This is a genomic window from Paraburkholderia sp. USG1, assembly GCF_031570135.1.
In the GTDB taxonomy this organism is placed as follows: Bacteria; Pseudomonadota; Gammaproteobacteria; order Burkholderiales; family Burkholderiaceae; genus Paraburkholderia; species Paraburkholderia dioscoreae.
The window spans coordinates 48984-66866 of record NZ_JAMWXW010000033.1 but is presented as its reverse complement, the minus strand read 5'-3'; the positions used below and the strand labels follow the sequence as shown (position 1 = coordinate 66866).

The window sequence follows — 17883 nt, the reverse complement described above, 5'->3', positions numbered from 1 at the left end:
CCGCGTGCGACCGATCAACGGCGCCACACGGCGGGTACGGCTTGGTTGTGACGTCTTTGGCTTACGGCCGGTCAAGCGGCGAGCACTTCCTTGTTCGCCTTCTTCGCGGCCATTTCGCCCAGCGCGCGCTTGTACTCGGTCGGGAACACCTTCACGAACTGACGGCGCGACGCGTCCCAGTTTTCGAGCAGCGCTTTTGCACGCGGCGAGCCCGTGAACTGGAAGTGACGCTCGATGAGTCCCTTGAGCAGCGCTTCGTCGGTCGTGCCGGCGTGCCACAGGCCCTTGTCGACCGTGCGTTCCTGTTCCGCCTGTTGCAAGACCGGATCGAGCGCGACCATCGACTTGTTGCACTTGCCTGCGAACGTGTTGTCCGGATCGAACACGTAAGCGATCCCGCCCGACATGCCGGCCGCGAAGTTACGGCCCGTTTCGCCGAGCACGACCACCGTGCCGCCCGTCATGTATTCGCAGCCGTGGTCGCCCGTGCCTTCGACAACCGCCGTCGCGCCCGAGTTACGCACGCAAAAACGCTCGCCCGCGACGCCGCGGAAGAACGCTTCGCCTTCGATCGCGCCGTACATCACCGTATTGCCGCAGATGATGTTCTCTTCCGACTTGCCGCGGAAATCGTTGGTCGGACGGATGATGATGCGGCCGCCCGACAGGCCCTTGCCGACGTAGTCGTTACCGTCGCCGACCAGATCCAGCGTGATGCCCTTCGCGAGGAACGCGCCGAAGCTCTGACCCGCGGTGCCCTTCAACTGGATGTGAATCGTGTCGTCGGGCAGGCCGTCGTGGCCGTACTTCTTCGCGATCGTGCCGGACAGCATGGCGCCGACCGTACGGTTCACGTTACGCACCGGCTGGATGAACGAGACGTGCTCGCCCTTCTCGATCGCGGCCTTCGCCTTTTCGATCAGCGTGTGGTCGAGTGCCTTGTCGAGACCGTGGTCCTGCACGTCGACGTGCTTGCGCGCCACTTCAGCCGACACTTGCGGCAAATAGAACACGCGCGAGAAGTCGAGACCCTTCGCCTTCCAGTGCTCGATGCCCTTCTTCGTGTCGAGCAGTTCGGCGTGGCCGATCAGGTCGTCGAACTTGCGGATGCCCAGTTGCGCCATGATTTCGCGCGCTTCTTCCGCAACGAAGAAGAAGAAGTTCACCACGTGTTCCGGCTGGCCCTGGAACTTCGCACGCAGCACAGGATCTTGCGTCGCGACGCCGACCGGGCAGGTGTTCAGGTGGCACTTGCGCATCATGATGCAGCCTTCGACGACGAGCGGCGCCGTCGCGAAACCGAACTCGTCCGCGCCGAGCAGCGCACCGATCACGACGTCGCGGCCGGTCTTCATCTGACCGTCGGCCTGCACGCGGATACGGCCGCGCAACTGGTTCAGCACCAGCGTTTGCTGCGTTTCGGCCAGACCCAGTTCCCACGGCGTGCCGGCATGCTTCACCGACGACAGCGGCGACGCGCCCGTGCCGCCATCATGGCCGGCGATCACGACGTGATCGGCCTTGGCCTTGGCGACACCCGCGGCAACCGTACCGACGCCCGATTCGGACACCAGTTTCACCGAGACGCTGGCCGCCGAGTTGGCGTTTTTCAGGTCGTGAATCAGCTGCGCCAGATCTTCGATCGAGTAGATGTCATGGTGCGGCGGCGGCGAAATCAGGCCGACGCCCGGCACCGAGTAACGCAGCTTGCCGATGTATTCCGACACCTTGTGGCCCGGCAACTGACCGCCTTCGCCCGGCTTCGCGCCCTGCGCCATCTTGATCTGGATCTGATCAGCGGACGCGAGGTATTCCGCCGTCACGCCGAAACGGCCCGACGCCACCTGCTTGATCTTCGAGCGCAGCGAATCGCCATCCTTCAGCGGAATGTCGACGATCACTTCGTCGCCGATCACGGACTTCATCGTGTCGCCGTTCCTGATCGGAATGCCGCGCAATTCGTTGCGGTACCGGTTCACGTCCTCGCCGCCTTCGCCCGTGTTCGACTTGCCGCCGATCCGGTTCATGGCAATCGCCAGCGTAGCGTGCGCTTCCGTGCTGATCGAGCCGAGCGACATCGCGCCGGTGGCGAAACGCTTGACGATTTCCTTCGCCGGTTCGACCTCGTCGAGCGGGATGGCCTTGGTCGGATCGAACTTGAATTCGAACAGGCCGCGGAACGTCATGTGACGCTTGGTCTGATCGTTGATCAGATGCGCGTATTCCTTGTACGTCTGATACGAGTTGCTGCGCGCCGAGTGCTGCAGCTTGGCGATCGCATCCGGCGTCCACATGTGTTCTTCGCCGCGCACGCGGTACGCGTATTCGCCGCCGGCGTCGAGCATGTTCGCGAGAACCGGGTTGTCGCCGAACGCGTCGCGATGTAGACGGATCGCTTCTTCCGCCACGTCGAACAGGCCGATGCCGCCCACCTTCGACGACGTGCCCTTGAAATACTTCACCACCAGGTCTTCAGCCAGACCGACTGCTTCGAAAATCTGCGCGCCGGTGTACGACATGTAGGTCGAAATGCCCATCTTCGACATGACCTTCATCAGGCCCTTGCCGACTGCCTTGGTGAAGTTGTAGACCGCCTTCTCGGGCGACAGGTCGCCCTTCAGCCCGGCTGCAAGCTGGCCGAGCGTTTCCATGGCGAGGTATGGGTGCACGGCTTCCGCGCCGTAGCCCGCGAGCAGCGCGAAGTGGTGCGTTTCACGCGCCGAGCCGGTTTCGACAACCAGACCCGTGCTCGTGCGCAGACCTTGCTGCACGAGGTGCGTGTGGATCGCGGCTGTAGCCAGCAGCGCCGGAATCGCGACGTTGTCGCGGTCGGTCTTGCGGTCCGACACGATCAGCATGTTGTAGCCGGACTTCACCGCATCCACGGCTTCCGCGCACAGCGAGGCAAGGCGCGCTTCGATACCTTCCTTGCCCCACGCCACCGGATAGCAGATGTTCAGTTCATACGAGCTGAACTTGCCGCCCGTGTACTGATCGATCGCGCGGATCTTTGCGATGTCCTTGAAGTCGAGCACCGGCTGCGACACTTCGAGACGCATCGGCGGGTTGATGTTGTTCGTGTCGAGCAGGTTCGGCTTCGGACCGACGAACGACACCAGCGACATCACCATGTTTTCACGGATCGGGTCGATCGGCGGGTTCGTGACCTGCGCGAACAGTTGCTTGAAGTAGTGGTACAGCGTCTTGTTCTTGTTGGACATGACCGCCAGCGGCGAGTCGTTGCCCATCGAGCCGACAGCTTCTTCGCCGGCTTGCGCCATCGGCGCCATCAGGAACTTGAGGTCTTCCTGCGTGTAGCCGAACGCCTGCTGGCGATCCAGCAAGGCAGCGGCTTCGCGGCGTTCCGTCGCGACGTCTTCGGCCTTCGCCTCGATTTCGTCGAGCTTGATGCGCACTGCGTCGATCCAGCTCTTGTACGGCTTGGCGTTCGCGAGGTTGTCCTTCAGTTCCTTATCGTCGATGATGCGGCCGTGCTCCATGTCGATCAGGAACATCTTGCCCGGCTGCAGACGCCACTTCTTGACGATCTTCGACTCGGGGATAGGCAGCGTGCCGGCTTCCGACGCCATGATGACAAGATCATCATCCGTGACGATGTAGCGGGCCGGACGCAGGCCGTTACGGTCGAGCGTCGCGCCGATCTGGCGGCCGTCGGTGAAAGCGATTGCAGCGGGGCCGTCCCACGGCTCCATCATCGCGGCGTGGTATTCGTAGAACGCGCGGCGGTTGTCGTCCATCAGCGTGTGCTGTTCCCAGGCTTCCGGGATCATCATCATCATGGCGTGGACGAGCGGGTAGCCGGCCATCACTAGCAGCTCGAGACAGTTGTCGAACGAAGCGGTGTCCGATTGGCCCGGATAGATGAGCGGCCAGAGCTTCGGCAGATCGTCGCCGAGCACGTGCGACGCGATCGCGCCAGTACGGGCGTTCAGCCAGTTGACGTTGCCCTTGACCGTGTTGATTTCGCCGTTGTGGGCAATCATGCGGTACGGGTGAGCCAGCTCCCATGCCGGGAACGTGTTGGTTGAGAAGCGCTGGTGAACGAGCGCCAGCGCCGAGACCGTGCGCTCGTCCTGCAGGTCGCGGTAATACACGCCAACCTGGCCGGCCAGCAGCAGCCCCTTATAGACGACCGTGCGCGCCGAGCACGACGGCACGAAGTATTCCTTGCCGTGCTTGAGCTTGAGCGCCTGGATGCGGTGACTCGCGGTCTTGCGGATCACGTACAGCTTCCGCTCAAGCGCGTCAGTCACCATGATGTCCTTGCCGCGGCCGATGAAAATCTGGCGAATCAGCGGCTCGCTCGCCTTGACGGTGGGCGAAATCGGCATGGTGTGGTCGACCGGCACGTCGCGCCAGCCGAGCACGACCTGGCCTTCCGCCTTCACTGTGCGTTCCAACTCCTGTTCACAGGCGAGACGCGACGCATGTTCCTTAGGCAGGAAGACCATGCCGACGCCGTATTCACCGTGCGGCGGCAGTACTACGCCCTGCTTCGCCATTTCCTCACGGTAGAAGCCGTCCGGAATCTGGATCAGGATACCCGCGCCGTCGCCCATCAGCGGATCGGCGCCGACGGCGCCCCGATGGTCGAGGTTTTCGAGGATCTTCAGACCCTGCTCGATGATCTCGTGGCTTTTCTTGCCCTTGATGTGAGCGACAAAGCCGACGCCGCAGGCGTCGTGCTCGTTTTGCGGGTCGTACAGACCTTGCGCGGCGGGAACCGGGTGGATCGGTTGCTGGTGGTCGTTCATGGGGACACCGTCTGTGAGGGGCCGGACAGGCCGTTAAACCATTTTTCTATTGCCGCAGTGCGATTCACAACCGCGTTCGCAACACGACGGCGCGCTCAACGCTCGATGCTAGCGTGTCAAAAAGCGCCGGAATTCGGAATATACGCGACGAATCAATGGAATAGCAAATAAAACATGGTGATTGAACTCCAATTATCATGTTGGTGCATCGCAGCCAATTTTTATTGGTTCCATATCAAAACCGTGCAAAAGAAAACGGCATGCAAAGATGCCGTTCCGATGCAGCCCCTTGACGCGAAACGCTTTATTGCTGCTGTGGCGTTTCGCGTACCTTGCGCGGCCGCCCGCGCGGCAGCGGCGATACCCGCCGGTTGGCGGCCCGCGCCGCCCATTCTCGGTACGTGTCGCTGCCCAGAACCCAGCCCTTGAGCGTGGCCTGCTGAAGCTGGCTGGCTTCGCGTTCGTCGAGCGGCTGTTCGCACAGTTCGCGGTACGCGCGCTGCCGTTCGAACGGCGTATTGCCGAGCGACCAGTACAGGGGATGGTCGGTGATCAGGCTGTCGAGCGTCAGGCCGATGTGATGGCGGTAGCTCGACCAGCGGTAATCTTCCGGCGCGCTCACGAGTCCCGCGCGCACCGGACACATCTCAACCACCCGGCTCGCCAGCAGGAAGTAGCGCTCGCCTTCGATCACCGTGGCGCGGTAGCGGCCTTCCCACAAGGTGCCGCGCCGCGCGTAGCGCCGGTTGAAGTGCGCCACATAGCGGCGCCCCACCGCCTGCATCGCCTTCGGCAGACTCGACTCCTCGGTCGGCGTGACGAGCAGTTGCACTGCGCCTGGCATCAACGCATACGCATGGATGGATAAGTGATGGTCGCGTGAAGCCGCTTTCAAACAATCGATGAAGAGCTCGTAGTCCTGATCGTCGACGAATGCGGGTTGCTGATCAAGGCCGCGGAGAATGACGTGCTGCGGCTGGTCAGGGACATAGAGACGTGCAAGCCGTGCCATGCTGGAGTATCCAATAGTCGCGTTGGTACATACCCGAAGGTCCGAGGAACCGCATCCGCGCAAGGTTCGGCGCGGCGCGGCAGAGCCAGAAACCGCGCGGAGCTTAGGGAGAAAGCTCTAACCGCCGCGTATGGTTTGTTTCAAACGTTCTAGTCATAATGAGCGGGCCTTTTTTGGAGGAGCACATATGAAATTAAAACAGGCCGTAACGGGGACCGCGGTGCTAGCCTGCATGACAACGGCAGCTCACGCGCAATCGGCCGGAAGCTTTTACGTCACGACAGGCTGGTTCCATCTAGCACCTCAATCGAACAGTGAACCGTTGAAGGTGACAAGCATTGGCGGCAGCCCGACCAATATCACAGAAGCCAACACAGGCGCATCACTCAGTTCAGCCGACACCATTGGCATCACCGCCGGCTACTTCGTTACTGACCACATCGCGGCCGAACTCGTGGTCGGTTACCCGCCGTCATTCGACCTTGAGGGCTCGGGCAGCCTCGCACAATTCGGCAAGCTGGGCCAGGCGAAACAGTGGAGCCCGACTCTGTTGTTCAAGTACTACTTCAATGCCCCGACCGCTGCTTTCCGTCCGTATCTCGGCGTGGGCGTGAGCCGTATCTGGTTCACCGACGAAAAGATCACCAACAGCGCATTCGAGGCAAACGTTCTGCATGGTCCGACCAGCGTCACTACGGATAGTTCGTGGGAGCCGGTGTTTAATGCCGGCTTCACTTACGCGTTCAACCAGCACTGGTTCGCGGGCTTTTCGGTCTCGTACCTGCCGCTCAGCACGACCGCCAAGCTGAGCACCGCCGCGAACACGCCGGTCGGTACGCTGAACGTGCAATCGCAAACGAAGATCAAGCTGAACCCGATCGTTACCTACGTCAACATCGGTTACCGTTTCTAACCTTCGGGAAATTAGGGGCCGTTGAGTTAGGGTAGTCGAATTTTCGTGGCTTGGACAACGCCGTCATATATCCAATGGCGGCGTTTTCACTTTTATGCACGCCTGGCATGGCTCCGCTTGGCGCATTTGGAGGAAACGTGCCAGTGAGGTATGGACATTTGTAAATTTGACCCGCAATTGCATCAGCTAGTGCAATATCTGCTGACGAATGTGTAGTTGCGCCACAGCGCGCGGGGCCCGCGGAGTTTGGCACCAAAGTTGCGTTCGCAGGGTGTTTCCCGCCTTGCGAGGTTAATCTACATCTTCGTGACAACGCGCGGGATCCTTTTACTTCATCGACGGAGCGACCATGACTGCACTTCCGAATACGCGAGACGCCCTCGGCGAATCCTGGACCAGCACCAGCCGCCGTGCGCGGCGTATCGCTCGCCACAGCCGCCATGCGGCCGAAGATATCGCGGGTGAACTGCGTACACTAATGTCGGAACTTGAATCGACATTGGCGGACGGCACCCAGGCTGACGCGGTGGCGCTGCGCAGCAAACTTCGCAAGCAACTCGAAGTGGCGCGCGCCCGTTTGAACGACACGCGCGAAGCCGTGCGCGAACGCGCCGAAGTAGCCATCTCCGATGCCGACGACTACGTTCACGAAAATCCGTGGCAGACGATTGCGATCGTCGGCGGCGTGGCATTGATCGCGGGCGCGCTGTTCGCCTCGCGGCTGCGCTAACGCCCGAGCGGGCGGGAAGCGGAGCCGTCTTTAGCAAGGGGCGGCTCGCCACGATTCGGCCTGCGCCCCAGACGCATGCTGATTCGAGGTCGTGCGGGTCGTGCCCGCCAAGGCGGGCGCAACCGCATGCCGTCTCGCTCAGTTGTCGTCGATCACGAACAACCGCTGGTATTCCTTAACCGCATACCGATCCGTCATACCCGCGATGTAGTGGGCAATGAGGCGCGGTTGCTGCAATGCGTCGGTTGACTGATAGCTCGGCGGCAACAGCCGCGGATCGTCTGTGAACGCGTCGAACAGTCCGGCGACGACACGACGTGCCTTGTTGGCCATGCGCATCACGCGGTAATGGCGATACAGGTTCTTGAATAGAAAACGCTTGAGCGTGGCCGCCTGCGCGGCAATTACTTCGCTGTGCGCAACAAGCGCGGGTGCTGCGCGCACGGCGTCCGGCGAGGCGGGCGCATGCCGGTCGAGATTCGACTGGGTCGTATCGATCAGATCGACGATCAGCGTATTGATGATGCGGCGCACCGTTTCGTGAATGAGCCTGCGCCCTTCGATTTGGGGAAAGTCGCTGCGCGCCGCTTCATAGTGCACCTGCCATAACTCCACTTCGGCGAGCTGCTCCACCGTGAGCAGGCCCGAGCGCAAGCCGTCGTCGACATCGTGGTTGTTGTACGCGATCTCGTCGGCAACGTTCGCGATCTGCGCCTCGATGGACGGCTGCCGACCTTCCAGAAAGCGCTCGCCCAATGCGCCGAGCCGCCGCGCGTTCTCGCGCGAGCAATGCTTGAGAATCCCCTCGCGCGTTTCAAAGCAGAGGTTCAGGCCGTTGAACGCACCGTAGTGCTCTTCCAGATCGTCGACTACCGCCAGGCTCTGCAGATTGTGCTCGAAGCCGCCATGCTCGCGCATGCATTCGTTGAGTGCCTCCTGACCCGCGTGGCCGAAAGGTGTGTGGCCCAGATCGTGGGCGAGCGAAATAGCCTCGACGAGATCCTCGTTCACACGCAGATTGCGCGCGACCGAACGCGCGATCTGCGCAACTTCCAGGCTGTGAGTCAAACGCGTGCGAAACAGGTCGCCTTCGTGATTCACGAACACCTGTGTTTTATATTCGAGCCGGCGGAATGCCGTCGAATGAACGATACGGTCGCGGTCCCGCTGGAATTCGGTGCGCGCGCTGGGAGCGGCTTCCGGATAGCGGCGGCCGCGCGATTGCGCGGAATGCGCGGCGTACGGCGCGAGGTGAGCTTCGAGTGCCTCCTGCGTCGGCACGCCGGCCTTGGCCGTGCCTGCCGACGGGTCATGCTTTACAACGTCGCTGCGCCTGTCAGTCACCGGGTTCTCCGAAACATGGGCGGCGCCTCGTGACGCTGGGTGCGTGATGCGTTGCTGGATGCCCCGCGAGATTCAGACGGCGGCGGCCAGCGTGGCGTGCACCTCGGCATCGGGCGCCTGGGTGATCAGCGTCTCACCGAAACGCTTCAGCAGAATGAATTTGATCGCGCCGGCTTCCGCCTTCTTGTCGACCCGCATGAGTTCGACATAGCGCGAGTCGCCGAGCGCGGGCGCCCGGGTGGGCAAATGCGCGGCGACGATCACGTCGACCAGGCGCTTGCGCGCGGCTTCGTCGAGATAGCCCATGCGCACGGACAGATCCGCAGCCATCACCATTCCGCAGCCGACCGCCTCGCCATGCAGCCACTCGCCGTAGCCGAGACCGGCTTCGATCGCATGGCCGAAGGTGTGGCCGAAATTGAGGATGGCGCGAAGTCCGCCTTCGCGCTCGTCCTGCGCGACCACCGACGCCTTGATCTCGCACGACCGCCTGACGGCCTCGGCCAGCGCCGCCGGTTCGCAGCGATTCAATGCTTCGATATTGGCTTCGATCCAGCTGAAGAAACCTGCGTCGGCGATCGCGCCGGTCTTGATGACTTCAGCGACGCCCGCCGCCAGTTCACGCGCCGGCAGCGTACGCAGCGCGCCGATATCGGCAATCACGGCCTGCGGCTGGTAGAACGCACCGATCATGTTCTTACCGAGCGGGTGATTGATGCCCGTCTTGCCGCCCACCGACGAATCCACCTGCGACAGCAACGTGGTCGGCACCTGGATGAAGGGCACGCCGCGCATGTAGCAGGCCGCCGCAAAACCCGTCATGTCGCCGATCACGCCGCCGCCCAACGCAATCAGCGTGGTCTTGCGATCGGCCCGGGCGCCGAGCAGCGCGTCGAAAATCAGGTTCAGGGTTTCGAGGTTCTTGTACGCCTCGCCGTCCGGCAACACGACCGTGGAGACCTGCTTGCCGAGCGGCGCCAGCGCGGCGCGCAGCTTGTCGCCGTACAGCGGGTCGACAGTGGTATTGGTAACGACGGTGATCGAATTGCCGGCGATGTGCGGCGCGAACAACGCGGTCTGGCCGATCAGATCGGCACCGATATGGATGGGGTAGGCGCGCTCGCCCAGTTCGACGTTGACGGTAATCATACGGTCCATTATGACGCAGGAAGTTTGGCGACGCCGGCCATCTCGAGCTGCATCAGAACCATGTTGACGAGTCCGTTAACCGAAGGCCGGCCGGTTTCGATCACGAAATGGGCGCATTCCCGATATAACGGGTCGCGCACTTCGTAGAGAGCTTCGAGACGCGCTTTGGGGTCTTCGGTCTGCAAAAGCGGGCGATTCTTGTCGCGGCGGGTGCGCAGCCACAGGTCGTGCGGATTGGCGCGCAGATAGATCACGACTCCGCGATTTCGCAGCGCCTCGCGGTTTTCCGGCCGCAGCACCGCGCCGCCGCCGGTCGCGAGCACGATATTCTCGCGCGCGGTGAGGTCGGAAATCACGTTCGCCTCGCGCTCGCGAAAGCCCGCTTCGCCCTCCAGCTCGAAGATCACAGGGATGCGCGCGCCCGTCCGTGCCTCGATTTCGTGGTCGGAATCGAAGAAGGGACGATCGAGACGGCGCGCAATGGCCCGGCCCACGGTGGTCTTTCCTGCCCCCATGAGCCCTACAAAAAATACATTGGCGTGTGCGTCCCGCGCTTGCAACGGTGTCCTCTGGCTAATCCGGTATGGTTCGTGCCGCAGCTTACTGGCAAAGCGGCTGCCTTGTCGAGCCTGCGCGCCGCCTGGGAGCGCCACCAGCCCTGTCGCTTCGCGCCTGGCGCCCAAATGGGAATCCCCAAGTGGACGCGCTGTAAAGCGAAAAACTTAGGGCCGTCCGGCGTTTTCCCGGCAGCGGCAGGAGCGCGCCCTAATTTGTCTGAACGACGCGCGGCGTGATGAACACGGCCAGTTCGCTGCGCCGGTCGCGATGAGCCCGATGGCGAAAAAGCGCACCTAAAACCGGTATTTTGCCCAGGAGCGGCACCTGCGTCACATCGTCCCGGTCGTCGGTCGCGTAAATGCCGCCGATCGACACCGTACCACCATCCTCGACTTCGACGCGCGTTTGCACGTGTTTGGTGTTGATCGCGGGCCCGGCATCGGTCTGTTCGCCGACGCTGTCTTTGGCGACGTCGAGGTCCAGCACCACACGGCCGTCCGGCATGATTTGCGGCTCGACCTCCAGTTTGAGGGTGGCGCGGCGAAACTGCACGCCCGACACGCCCTGCCCCACTTTCGCCTGATACGGCAGCTCGGTGCCCTGCTCGACCACCGCCTTCATCCGGTCCGCGGTCACCACGCGCGGGCTCGAAACGATTTCGCCGCGCCCCTGTGCTTCGAGCGCGCTCAGCTCGATGTTCAGCAAGCGCGTCGCGCCGGCGGCGAATAACGTCAGACCGGCGGTCGCCGCGTCGAAACCGGCGATCGGGCGAGCCGACAGATCGTAGGCGGCGTCGGTCAAACCTTTGGCGGTGCCGTCGGCATTACTGGCCGCCATCGAGAGCTTCACGCCGAGATTGCGCGAAAAACCGTGTTCGCCCTCGACGATACGCGCTTCGATCAATACCTGGCGCGTCGGCCGGTCGACCGAGGTAAGCAGTGCCGCAATCTGCGCAAGGCGCGCTTCCAGATCGGTCACGAATAGCAGATTGGTGCGCGGATCGGCTGTCGCGGCACCGCGTTTGGACAGGACGCGCTGGGCGCCCGAACCGGTCAGCAGCCGCCTGACGTCCTCCGCATGCGCGTAGTGCAGCTCGAACGTGCGGCTGGCGAGCGGCTCGAGATCGGCGGCACGGGCGTGCGCTTCGAAGCGCTGCCGCTCGCGCGCAGCCAGATCCGCAATCGGCGCGACCCAGATCACGTTGCCGTGCCGCTCCATCGCGAGGCCGTTGACGTCGAGCAGCGTGTCGAACGCGATGCGCCACGGCACCTTGTCGAGCCGTAGCGAGACGGCGCCGCGCACCCTCTCGCTCGCGACGATGTTCAGCCCCGTGAACCTGGAAAACGCATTGAGCACGGCGCCGAGTTCGGCACGCTGAAAATTCAGCGAGAGCGGTTTGTCGTCGGGGGCGAGGCTGGGATCGGCGGCGCCGTGCGGCTCGCCGCTCAGACGCGCGAGCGGCGGCAGCGGCACCGGCGGACCTTCGAGCCCGGTGCTGCCGGCGGCATTGTCGCGCGTCGCCGCGGTAGATTGTCTGCGCAGCGGCGCGGAGCCGTGGGCGGCGTTGGCGTTGGCGTTGGCGTTGGCGTTGGCGTTGGCGTTGGCGTTGGCGTTGGCGTTGGCGTTGGCGTTGGCGTTGGCGTTGGCGTTGGCGTCGGCGTCGGCGTCGGCGTCGGCGTCGGCGATAGGCTCGTCCGTGTGGGCATCGGCGGCCGTCGCGCTCGCACGCGATGCGTCTGGATCGTCTGCAGAATCCTGACGAAACGGATTGGGCACGTCGGCGGAAACTTCGCGTGGCAGCGATGGCGCGCTGTACGGGGTATCAGCCGGGGTAACCGCGCCGTCGAGCGGCATCTCGGTGGGTAACGGTGGGAGCGGCGGAGTCGACGCCCGCGCAACGCCGACCGCTAGCACCGCGCTGACACACAGACCGAAACATACTTTCAGTCGAGGCGATGCACCCGTGCCGACGCTCGACAATCCAAACGGAAATGGCTTCGCCAGTCTCATCATGAAGTCTCCGTCAGCGCCAGCAGGCGCGTCGCGCTGCCCTTCGCGAGCGTGATGCCGAGCGCGTCCAGTCTCGTGACGCGTTCCACGCCAATCTGCTGTCCGGGCTCCACGGCTGTGACGCCATCAGGTGTATCGAGCAACGCCAGCCCACGCGTGCGATCACGCAGCAATCCCACCAGGCGCAGTTGCGAAACATCGGGCGAGTCATCTGCAGCCTGCATCTGCGGCTGCGAAAACGGGTCGAAGAAAACGACGTTTTCTTCGTCATCCGAATCGAGGCTGTCTTCGGCGAATGCATCCGCGAAAGCTGCCGATGGAGCCGGCCGCAGCGCATTGAATACACGCAGCGTGGCGTTGACCGACAGGGCGGCGGCATCCCGCTTGACGGTCACATCCACAGGCACGATCAGCACTGGCAGGTCCGACAGTCCGCGTAGAAACGCCATCAAGTGGACGAAGTCCGTGCGCGCTGTGAGTTGCAGCGAACGCATGTTTTCAGCGCCCGCACCGCTAGCAGCGCCGGGTTCCACCGCCAGCAACTCGACACTATTCTGCGCGGCCAGTTCGGAGACGAGACGCAGGTCTTCGGCGGTGCTCCACGGCCCAGACGAACGTGCGATCGGAGCGGCACCCGGCCTCCCGTCGACCTCGCGGCGCAGCGCGGGCAATTGCGCAAGGGCGCGCCTTGCGCTCGCGAGACGCAGGCTGGTGGCCTCCAGCGCCATCCGGCTCGCTTCGACACCACCCAGGTCGGCGACAATCCAGCCATGTGCGCCAACACCGAACACCAATACGGCGATCAGCAACGCCACCACCCACCGCCGGCGCCGGCTCCATGCATGGAGCGGCAAACGCACGTGTTTCATCCAATAAGAAAGCGACAGTCGCTCGCTTGCCGCGCCGCCAGATTCGACAAACGTCGTACTCATTTCGTACCTCCTGATTGTTCTGACTTCACAGGACGCGGTGCTGCGGACGCAGCCGTGCGATCCGCTTTCTGCACGAGCTCGTTCCATCGCAGATGCGCGCCGAATTCGATCGGACCGGTCATGCTTGCCTGCGCAGCCGCAGCCGCAGCCGCGGCGCCGCGTGAAGGCGAGCTATGCAGGTCACTCATCTCCGCCCCTTTCACGCCATGAATCGCACTGAGGCGTTTGAGCCACTCGGCCGAAGCGATATGGCCGCGCGAGCTCGCCAGCAACTCGGTCTCATCTTCACGGTGGCGCAACTGCCGCAACACCACGCCGTCGCCCGGTTCGAAACTGAGCGCATCGAGCAGATCGCGTAAATGCGTAAGCGGTTCGGACAAGCTCTTTGCGCGCGCCGCGTTCTGGCGATGTTCGTCTCGCGCCTGCAGCAATGCCGCGTGCTCCGCGAGCGGTGCAGACAATTGCTTGAGCGATTGTTCGATCGACGCGCGCTGCGCATCGAGCCGCGCCCGCTCGACTGCCTGCCAGCCGGCCAATGCCAGCACGGCGATGCCACCGGCGCAGACCGCGGCAAACCATTCGAGCATGCGCCGCCGACGCGCGAGCCGCGCGTTGCGTTGCCGGTGGGGCAGTAGATTGAAACCGCCGAGCCACGGCCGCGCGAAACGCGCGCCGCGTACTGGCGTCCCCGTGTTCGAGACCGCCGCGTGCAACAGACCGCCCGTCATTCGAGCACCCCGCGCAACGCAAGCCCGAATGCCACCGCACCGGACGGCTCGTGCAGCAGCGGATCGGTCAACGGCCGTTCGAGGCCGCCGAGCGCCGCACATTCGAACGGCAGAACCGTGCAGCCCAACACGTCCGCGATATCCGCCATGGTGAAACCCACGCCGTCCAGCAAATCGACCTCGCCGCTCAACAACGCACAATCGAGCTCCAGGCCATGCGCGAGGTCGCGCAATGCATCGGCGAGATCGGCGTGTTCCGGCGCCGGGTAGCGCATTTCGCCGGCAATACCGTCGTCGACGATCCGCCAGCCATGCACGCCGTCCGTGCCGATCCACAGCGCGACATAGGGCTCGTGCGGATCGAGCTCGTAGCTCGCCGCGTAGCGCATGGCGCGTAACGCCGCGTGCGGCTCACCGTCGATGGCGGTGAGCGAGATGCCGGCGATCGCTGCGCATTCGATTCGCGCTTCGAGATGTTGCCGCGCGGTCGCGGCAATGGTTACGGAGCGGACCGGCGAAGGCGCTTCGTCGACATACCAGTCGACGGCGAGCGCATGCCGTTCCAGCCCGGCAATGCGCTCGACTTCGCTCATCACCGCCGGCTCGAGTTCAGCCAGCTGATGCCCGCCGTCTTGCGCGCAACCGCTCTGCGCGGCAAGCCGCGCGAGCGGCACCGTGGCGGTCATGGTGGCCGACGCGGGCAGCGCCATCGCGCAGCGCAGGGCGCGCGTGGCGCACGCGTGCGGCAGTCCGGCAAACGCGTCGCGCAACGCACGCGCCACCGCATGCCGGTCGGCGATCTCGGCGCCGGCCATTGCACCTGCGACAAGCGGCACGGTGCTCACGTATTCGATATGCAGCGCGGCAGGCGGACGCGCCCGCTGACTGAGCACGATCAGACGCACGGCCTGCGGACCGACATCGATCCCCGCAGCGAAACGCTGCGCACCGGGTTGCACTGCCTGAAGCCAGGAACTTTTCAACGCCATGACGCCCTCCCTCTGACTCTCGCGACGAACCATTCGAACGCGAGTGATGAGGAAGAATTGTGCGTAGCCGCGTCGCCGCGCGACACTCAGCCAAACGGCTAACGTTGAGCAACGCGCGTCCAGTACGCGATCAAAGCGACTACAGTGAAGTCATTCCCGCGCGGCGCGCAGACTTGTCAAGAAGTGTCAGTAAGCATGCCGAAAGCTGAAAAGCCAGGCGGCTATAATCGCGGGACTGTTTTTTGGTGCCCATATGCAATCCACGTCTCCTACGTCCCCCCCGCCCGCGCCGCAGAAGCGCAAACGCCCGTTGTGGCTGAAGCTCATCATCGGCTTCGTGGGTCTGATCGTCGCAGGCATTCTGTGCGTGCTGCTGGTGCTCGGTTATGCGCTCGTCGTCGCCACGCCCAATCTGCCGTCGCTCGATGCATTGACCGACTACCGGCCCAAGGTGCCGTTGCGCATCTATACGGCCGACCACGTGCTGATCGGCGAGTTCGGCGAGGAACGACGCGACATCGTCCACATTCAGGACGTGCCCGATCATCTGAAGAAGGCGATCCTCGCCATTGAAGACGCGCGCTTCTACGATCACGGCGGCGTCGACCTAACGGGCATCGCGCGCGCGGGTATCGTGGCACTGACCAACGGCCACGCCACGCAGGGCGCGAGCACGATCACCATGCAGGTGGCGCGCAACTTCTTCCTCTCCAGTGAGAAGACTTACACGCGCAAGATCTACGAGATGCTGCTCGCCTACAAGATCGAATCGAAGCTGTCGAAAGATCAGATTCTCGAGGTGTACATGAATCAGATCTATCTCGGTCAGCGCGCGTACGGATTCGCGAGCGCGGCGCGCGTTTACTTCGGCAAAGACCTGAAGGATCTGACGCTGGCCGAATCCGCCATGCTGGCCGGACTGCCCAAGGCGCCGTCCGCCTATAACCCGGTGGTCAACCCGAAGCGTGCAAAGGTGCGGCAGGAGTACATCCTGCAACGCATGTACGAGCTGCACTACATTACCCAGGAACAATACGACGAAGCGAGCCGGCAGCCGCTCGTGGTCAAGGGCGCGGGCAAGGAGTTCAGTGTGCACGCGGAATACGTCGCGGAAATGGTGCGTCAGATGATGTACGCGCAGTATCGCGAAGAAGCCTACACGCGCGGCCTGAACGTGGTGACCACGATCGATTCGGCCGACCAGGACGTCGCTTACCGGGCACTGCGCAAAGGTCTGATGGACTACGAACGGCGCCACGGTTATCGCGGCCCGGAGGCGTTCATCGAGCTGCCGTCCGACGCCGACGACCGCGAACAGGCCATCGACGACGCGCTGCTCGAACACCCGGACAACGGCGAAATCATTGCCGCCGTGGTCACCGCGGCGAGTCCGAAACAGGTGCAGGCCGCTTTCATCGACGGCAATGTCGCCACGATCCAGGGGGACGGTCTGCGCTTTGCCCAGTTCGCACTCGGTCCGCGCGCGCAGCCGAACCAGCGTGTGCGGCCGGGCGCGATCATCCGGCTCGTCAAGAACGACGACGGCGACTGGTCGATCACGCAGTTGCCGCAGGTGGAAGGCGCGTTCATTTCGGTGGTCCCACAAGATGGCGCGATCCGCGCGCTGGTCGGCGGGTTCGACTTCAACAAGAACAAGTTCAACCACGTCACGCAGGCGTGGCGTCAGCCGGGTTCGAGCTTCAAGCCGTTCATCTATTCGGCGTCGCTCGAAAAAGGACTCGGGCCGGCAACCGTGATCAACGACGCGCCGCTCTTCTTCAGCGCGGCTGAAACCGGCGGCCAGGCGTGGGAGCCGAAGAACTATGGCGGCGGCTTCGACGGCCCGATGACCATGCGCACTGCGCTGCAGCGCTCGAGGAACCTGGTGTCGATCCGCATCCTGAACCAGATCGGCACGAAATACGCGCAGCAGTACATCACGCGCTTCGGCTTCGACGCGGATCGTCATCCGGCTTATCTGCCAATGGCGCTGGGCGCCGGTCTCGTCACACCGTTGCAGATGGCGGGCGCCTACTCGGTGTTCGCCAACGGCGGCTATCGGATCAACCCGTATCTGATCGCCGAAGTCACCGACCAGCGCGGCATCGTGGTCGCTCACGCACAACCGCTGGTGGCGGCGCAAAGCGCGCCGCACGCAATCGAACCGCGTAATGCGTACGTGATGAACAGCCTGCTGCAAAGCGTGGCGCAACGCGGCACGGGCGCCAAGACCAATGTGCTCAAGCGCACCGACCTCGCCGGCAAGACGGGTACGACCAACGATTCCCGCGACGCGTGGTTCGCCGGTTATCAGCACACGCTCACGGCCATCGCGTGGATCGGCTACGACAACCCGCGCAGCCTCGGCGACAAGGAGACCGGCGGGGGTCTGTCATTGCCGGTGTGGGTCGAATACATGGGGCGCGCGCTCAAGGGCGTGCCCGAGTACAAGATGCCGATGCCCGACGGCTTGACGGAACTCGGCTCGGAGCTGTATTTCGACGACTTCACGCCGGGGCATGGTTTCGTCGCCACGGTCGGCATCAGTCAGGCGGCGCTGGATGCCGAGGCGAGCGGCGCGTCGGCGGCCGCGCCCGAGCAGGTCGGCGAGCAGGAGAAGCAGGACATCATGAATCTGTTCCGCGGACACTGACGCCACCGCTCGAAGTCCCTCAGAAAGCAGAGCGGCCGCGCTGAATGCGCGGCCGCTCTGCTTGTGCGGTCTGGATGATGATCGAAATCG

Annotated in this window: 12 protein-coding genes; 3 read left to right on the top strand and 9 right to left on the bottom strand. The window is 63.5% G+C overall.

Features of this window, described 5'->3' with window-relative positions; translation table 11 throughout:
* Positions 1-71: 71 nt before the first annotated feature.
* Positions 72-4775 (bottom strand): glutamate synthase-related protein, encoded by a 4704-nt coding sequence (locus NE850_RS32290; RefSeq protein WP_007180174.1) that lies wholly within the window; start codon positions 4773-4775, stop codon positions 72-74.
* Positions 4776-5079: 304 nt separating this feature from the next.
* Positions 5080-5787: a transposase gene (locus tag NE850_RS32285; RefSeq protein WP_007180173.1), complete on the bottom strand. Its 708-nt coding sequence runs from the start codon at positions 5785-5787 to the stop codon at positions 5080-5082.
* Positions 5788-5974: 187 nt separating this feature from the next.
* Here NE850_RS32285 and NE850_RS32280 point away from each other — a divergent pair, with 187 nt between their 5' ends.
* Positions 5975-6700, top strand: coding sequence for an OmpW family protein (locus tag NE850_RS32280; protein ID WP_007180172.1), 726 nt, complete (start codon positions 5975-5977; stop codon positions 6698-6700).
* 349 nt (positions 6701-7049) lie between these two features.
* Positions 7050-7430, top strand: a complete 381-nt coding sequence (locus tag NE850_RS32275; protein ID WP_007180171.1) for a YqjD family protein — start codon at positions 7050-7052, stop codon at positions 7428-7430.
* Positions 7431-7568: 138 nt separating this feature from the next.
* Here NE850_RS32275 and NE850_RS32270 read toward each other — a convergent pair whose 3' ends face one another.
* From NE850_RS32270 to pilM, 7 genes are all read right to left on the bottom strand, one after another.
* A complete protein-coding gene (locus NE850_RS32270; RefSeq protein ID WP_165187151.1) occupies positions 7569-8774 on the bottom strand; it encodes a deoxyguanosinetriphosphate triphosphohydrolase in 1206 nt (401 codons plus the stop codon).
* Between the two features lie 72 nt (positions 8775-8846).
* Positions 8847-9932, bottom strand: coding sequence for a 3-dehydroquinate synthase (aroB, locus tag NE850_RS32265; protein WP_007180169.1), 1086 nt, complete (start codon positions 9930-9932; stop codon positions 8847-8849).
* On the bottom strand, positions 9932-10483 hold the full coding sequence (locus NE850_RS32260; protein WP_035517848.1) for a shikimate kinase: 552 nt from the start codon (positions 10481-10483) through the stop codon (positions 9932-9934). The genes aroB and NE850_RS32260 overlap by 1 nt, the downstream gene beginning before the upstream one ends.
* A gap of 205 nt (positions 10484-10688) precedes the next feature.
* Complete coding sequence (locus tag NE850_RS32255) at positions 10689-12491, bottom strand: type IV pilus secretin PilQ (protein WP_405044912.1); 1803 nt, start codon at positions 12489-12491, stop codon at positions 10689-10691.
* Entirely contained in the window at positions 12491-13423 is a 933-nt protein-coding gene (locus tag NE850_RS32250) for a hypothetical protein (protein WP_007180166.1), read from the bottom strand. Before NE850_RS32250 ends, NE850_RS32255 begins: the two co-directional genes overlap by 1 nt.
* The gene (locus tag NE850_RS32245; RefSeq protein ID WP_007180165.1) at positions 13420-14151 is read right to left on the bottom strand and encodes a hypothetical protein; all 732 of its coding nucleotides are present in this window, start codon (positions 14149-14151) and stop codon (positions 13420-13422) included. The genes NE850_RS32250 and NE850_RS32245 overlap by 4 nt, the downstream gene beginning before the upstream one ends.
* The gene (gene pilM, locus NE850_RS32240; protein ID WP_007180164.1) at positions 14148-15140 is read right to left on the bottom strand and encodes a type IV pilus biogenesis protein PilM; all 993 of its coding nucleotides are present in this window, start codon (positions 15138-15140) and stop codon (positions 14148-14150) included. Before pilM ends, NE850_RS32245 begins: the two co-directional genes overlap by 4 nt.
* 253 nt (positions 15141-15393) lie before the next feature.
* Here pilM and NE850_RS32235 point away from each other — a divergent pair, with 253 nt between their 5' ends.
* Positions 15394-17793 carry a penicillin-binding protein 1A gene (locus tag NE850_RS32235; RefSeq protein WP_310699861.1) on the top strand — a complete coding sequence of 800 codons (2400 nt, stop codon included), beginning with the start codon at positions 15394-15396 and terminating at the stop codon, positions 17791-17793.
* The last annotated feature ends 90 nt before the right edge of the window (positions 17794-17883 follow it).

What these genes read in the sequence shown, in the direction of transcription:
- NE850_RS32290 (WP_007180174.1), bottom strand. Translation starts at nt 4,775, where the DNA reads ATGAACGACCACCAGCAACCGATCCACCCGGTTCCCGCCGCGCAAGGT.
- NE850_RS32285 (WP_007180173.1), bottom strand. Translation starts at nt 5,787, where the DNA reads ATGGCACGGCTTGCACGTCTCTATGTCCCTGACCAGCCGCAGCACGTC.
- NE850_RS32280 (WP_007180172.1), top strand. Translation starts at nt 5,975, where the DNA reads ATGAAATTAAAACAGGCCGTAACGGGGACCGCGGTGCTAGCCTGCATG.
- NE850_RS32275 (WP_007180171.1), top strand. Translation starts at nt 7,050, where the DNA reads ATGACTGCACTTCCGAATACGCGAGACGCCCTCGGCGAATCCTGGACC.
- aroB (WP_007180169.1), bottom strand. Translation starts at nt 9,932, where the DNA reads ATGGACCGTATGATTACCGTCAACGTCGAACTGGGCGAGCGCGCCTAC.
- NE850_RS32255 (WP_405044912.1), bottom strand. Translation starts at nt 12,491, where the DNA reads ATGAGACTGGCGAAGCCATTTCCGTTTGGATTGTCGAGCGTCGGCACG.
- NE850_RS32250 (WP_007180166.1), bottom strand. Translation starts at nt 13,423, where the DNA reads ATGAGTACGACGTTTGTCGAATCTGGCGGCGCGGCAAGCGAGCGACTG.
- NE850_RS32245 (WP_007180165.1), bottom strand. Translation starts at nt 14,151, where the DNA reads ATGACGGGCGGTCTGTTGCACGCGGCGGTCTCGAACACGGGGACGCCA.
- pilM (WP_007180164.1), bottom strand. Translation starts at nt 15,140, where the DNA reads ATGGCGTTGAAAAGTTCCTGGCTTCAGGCAGTGCAACCCGGTGCGCAG.
- NE850_RS32235 (WP_310699861.1), top strand. Translation starts at nt 15,394, where the DNA reads ATGCAATCCACGTCTCCTACGTCCCCCCCGCCCGCGCCGCAGAAGCGC.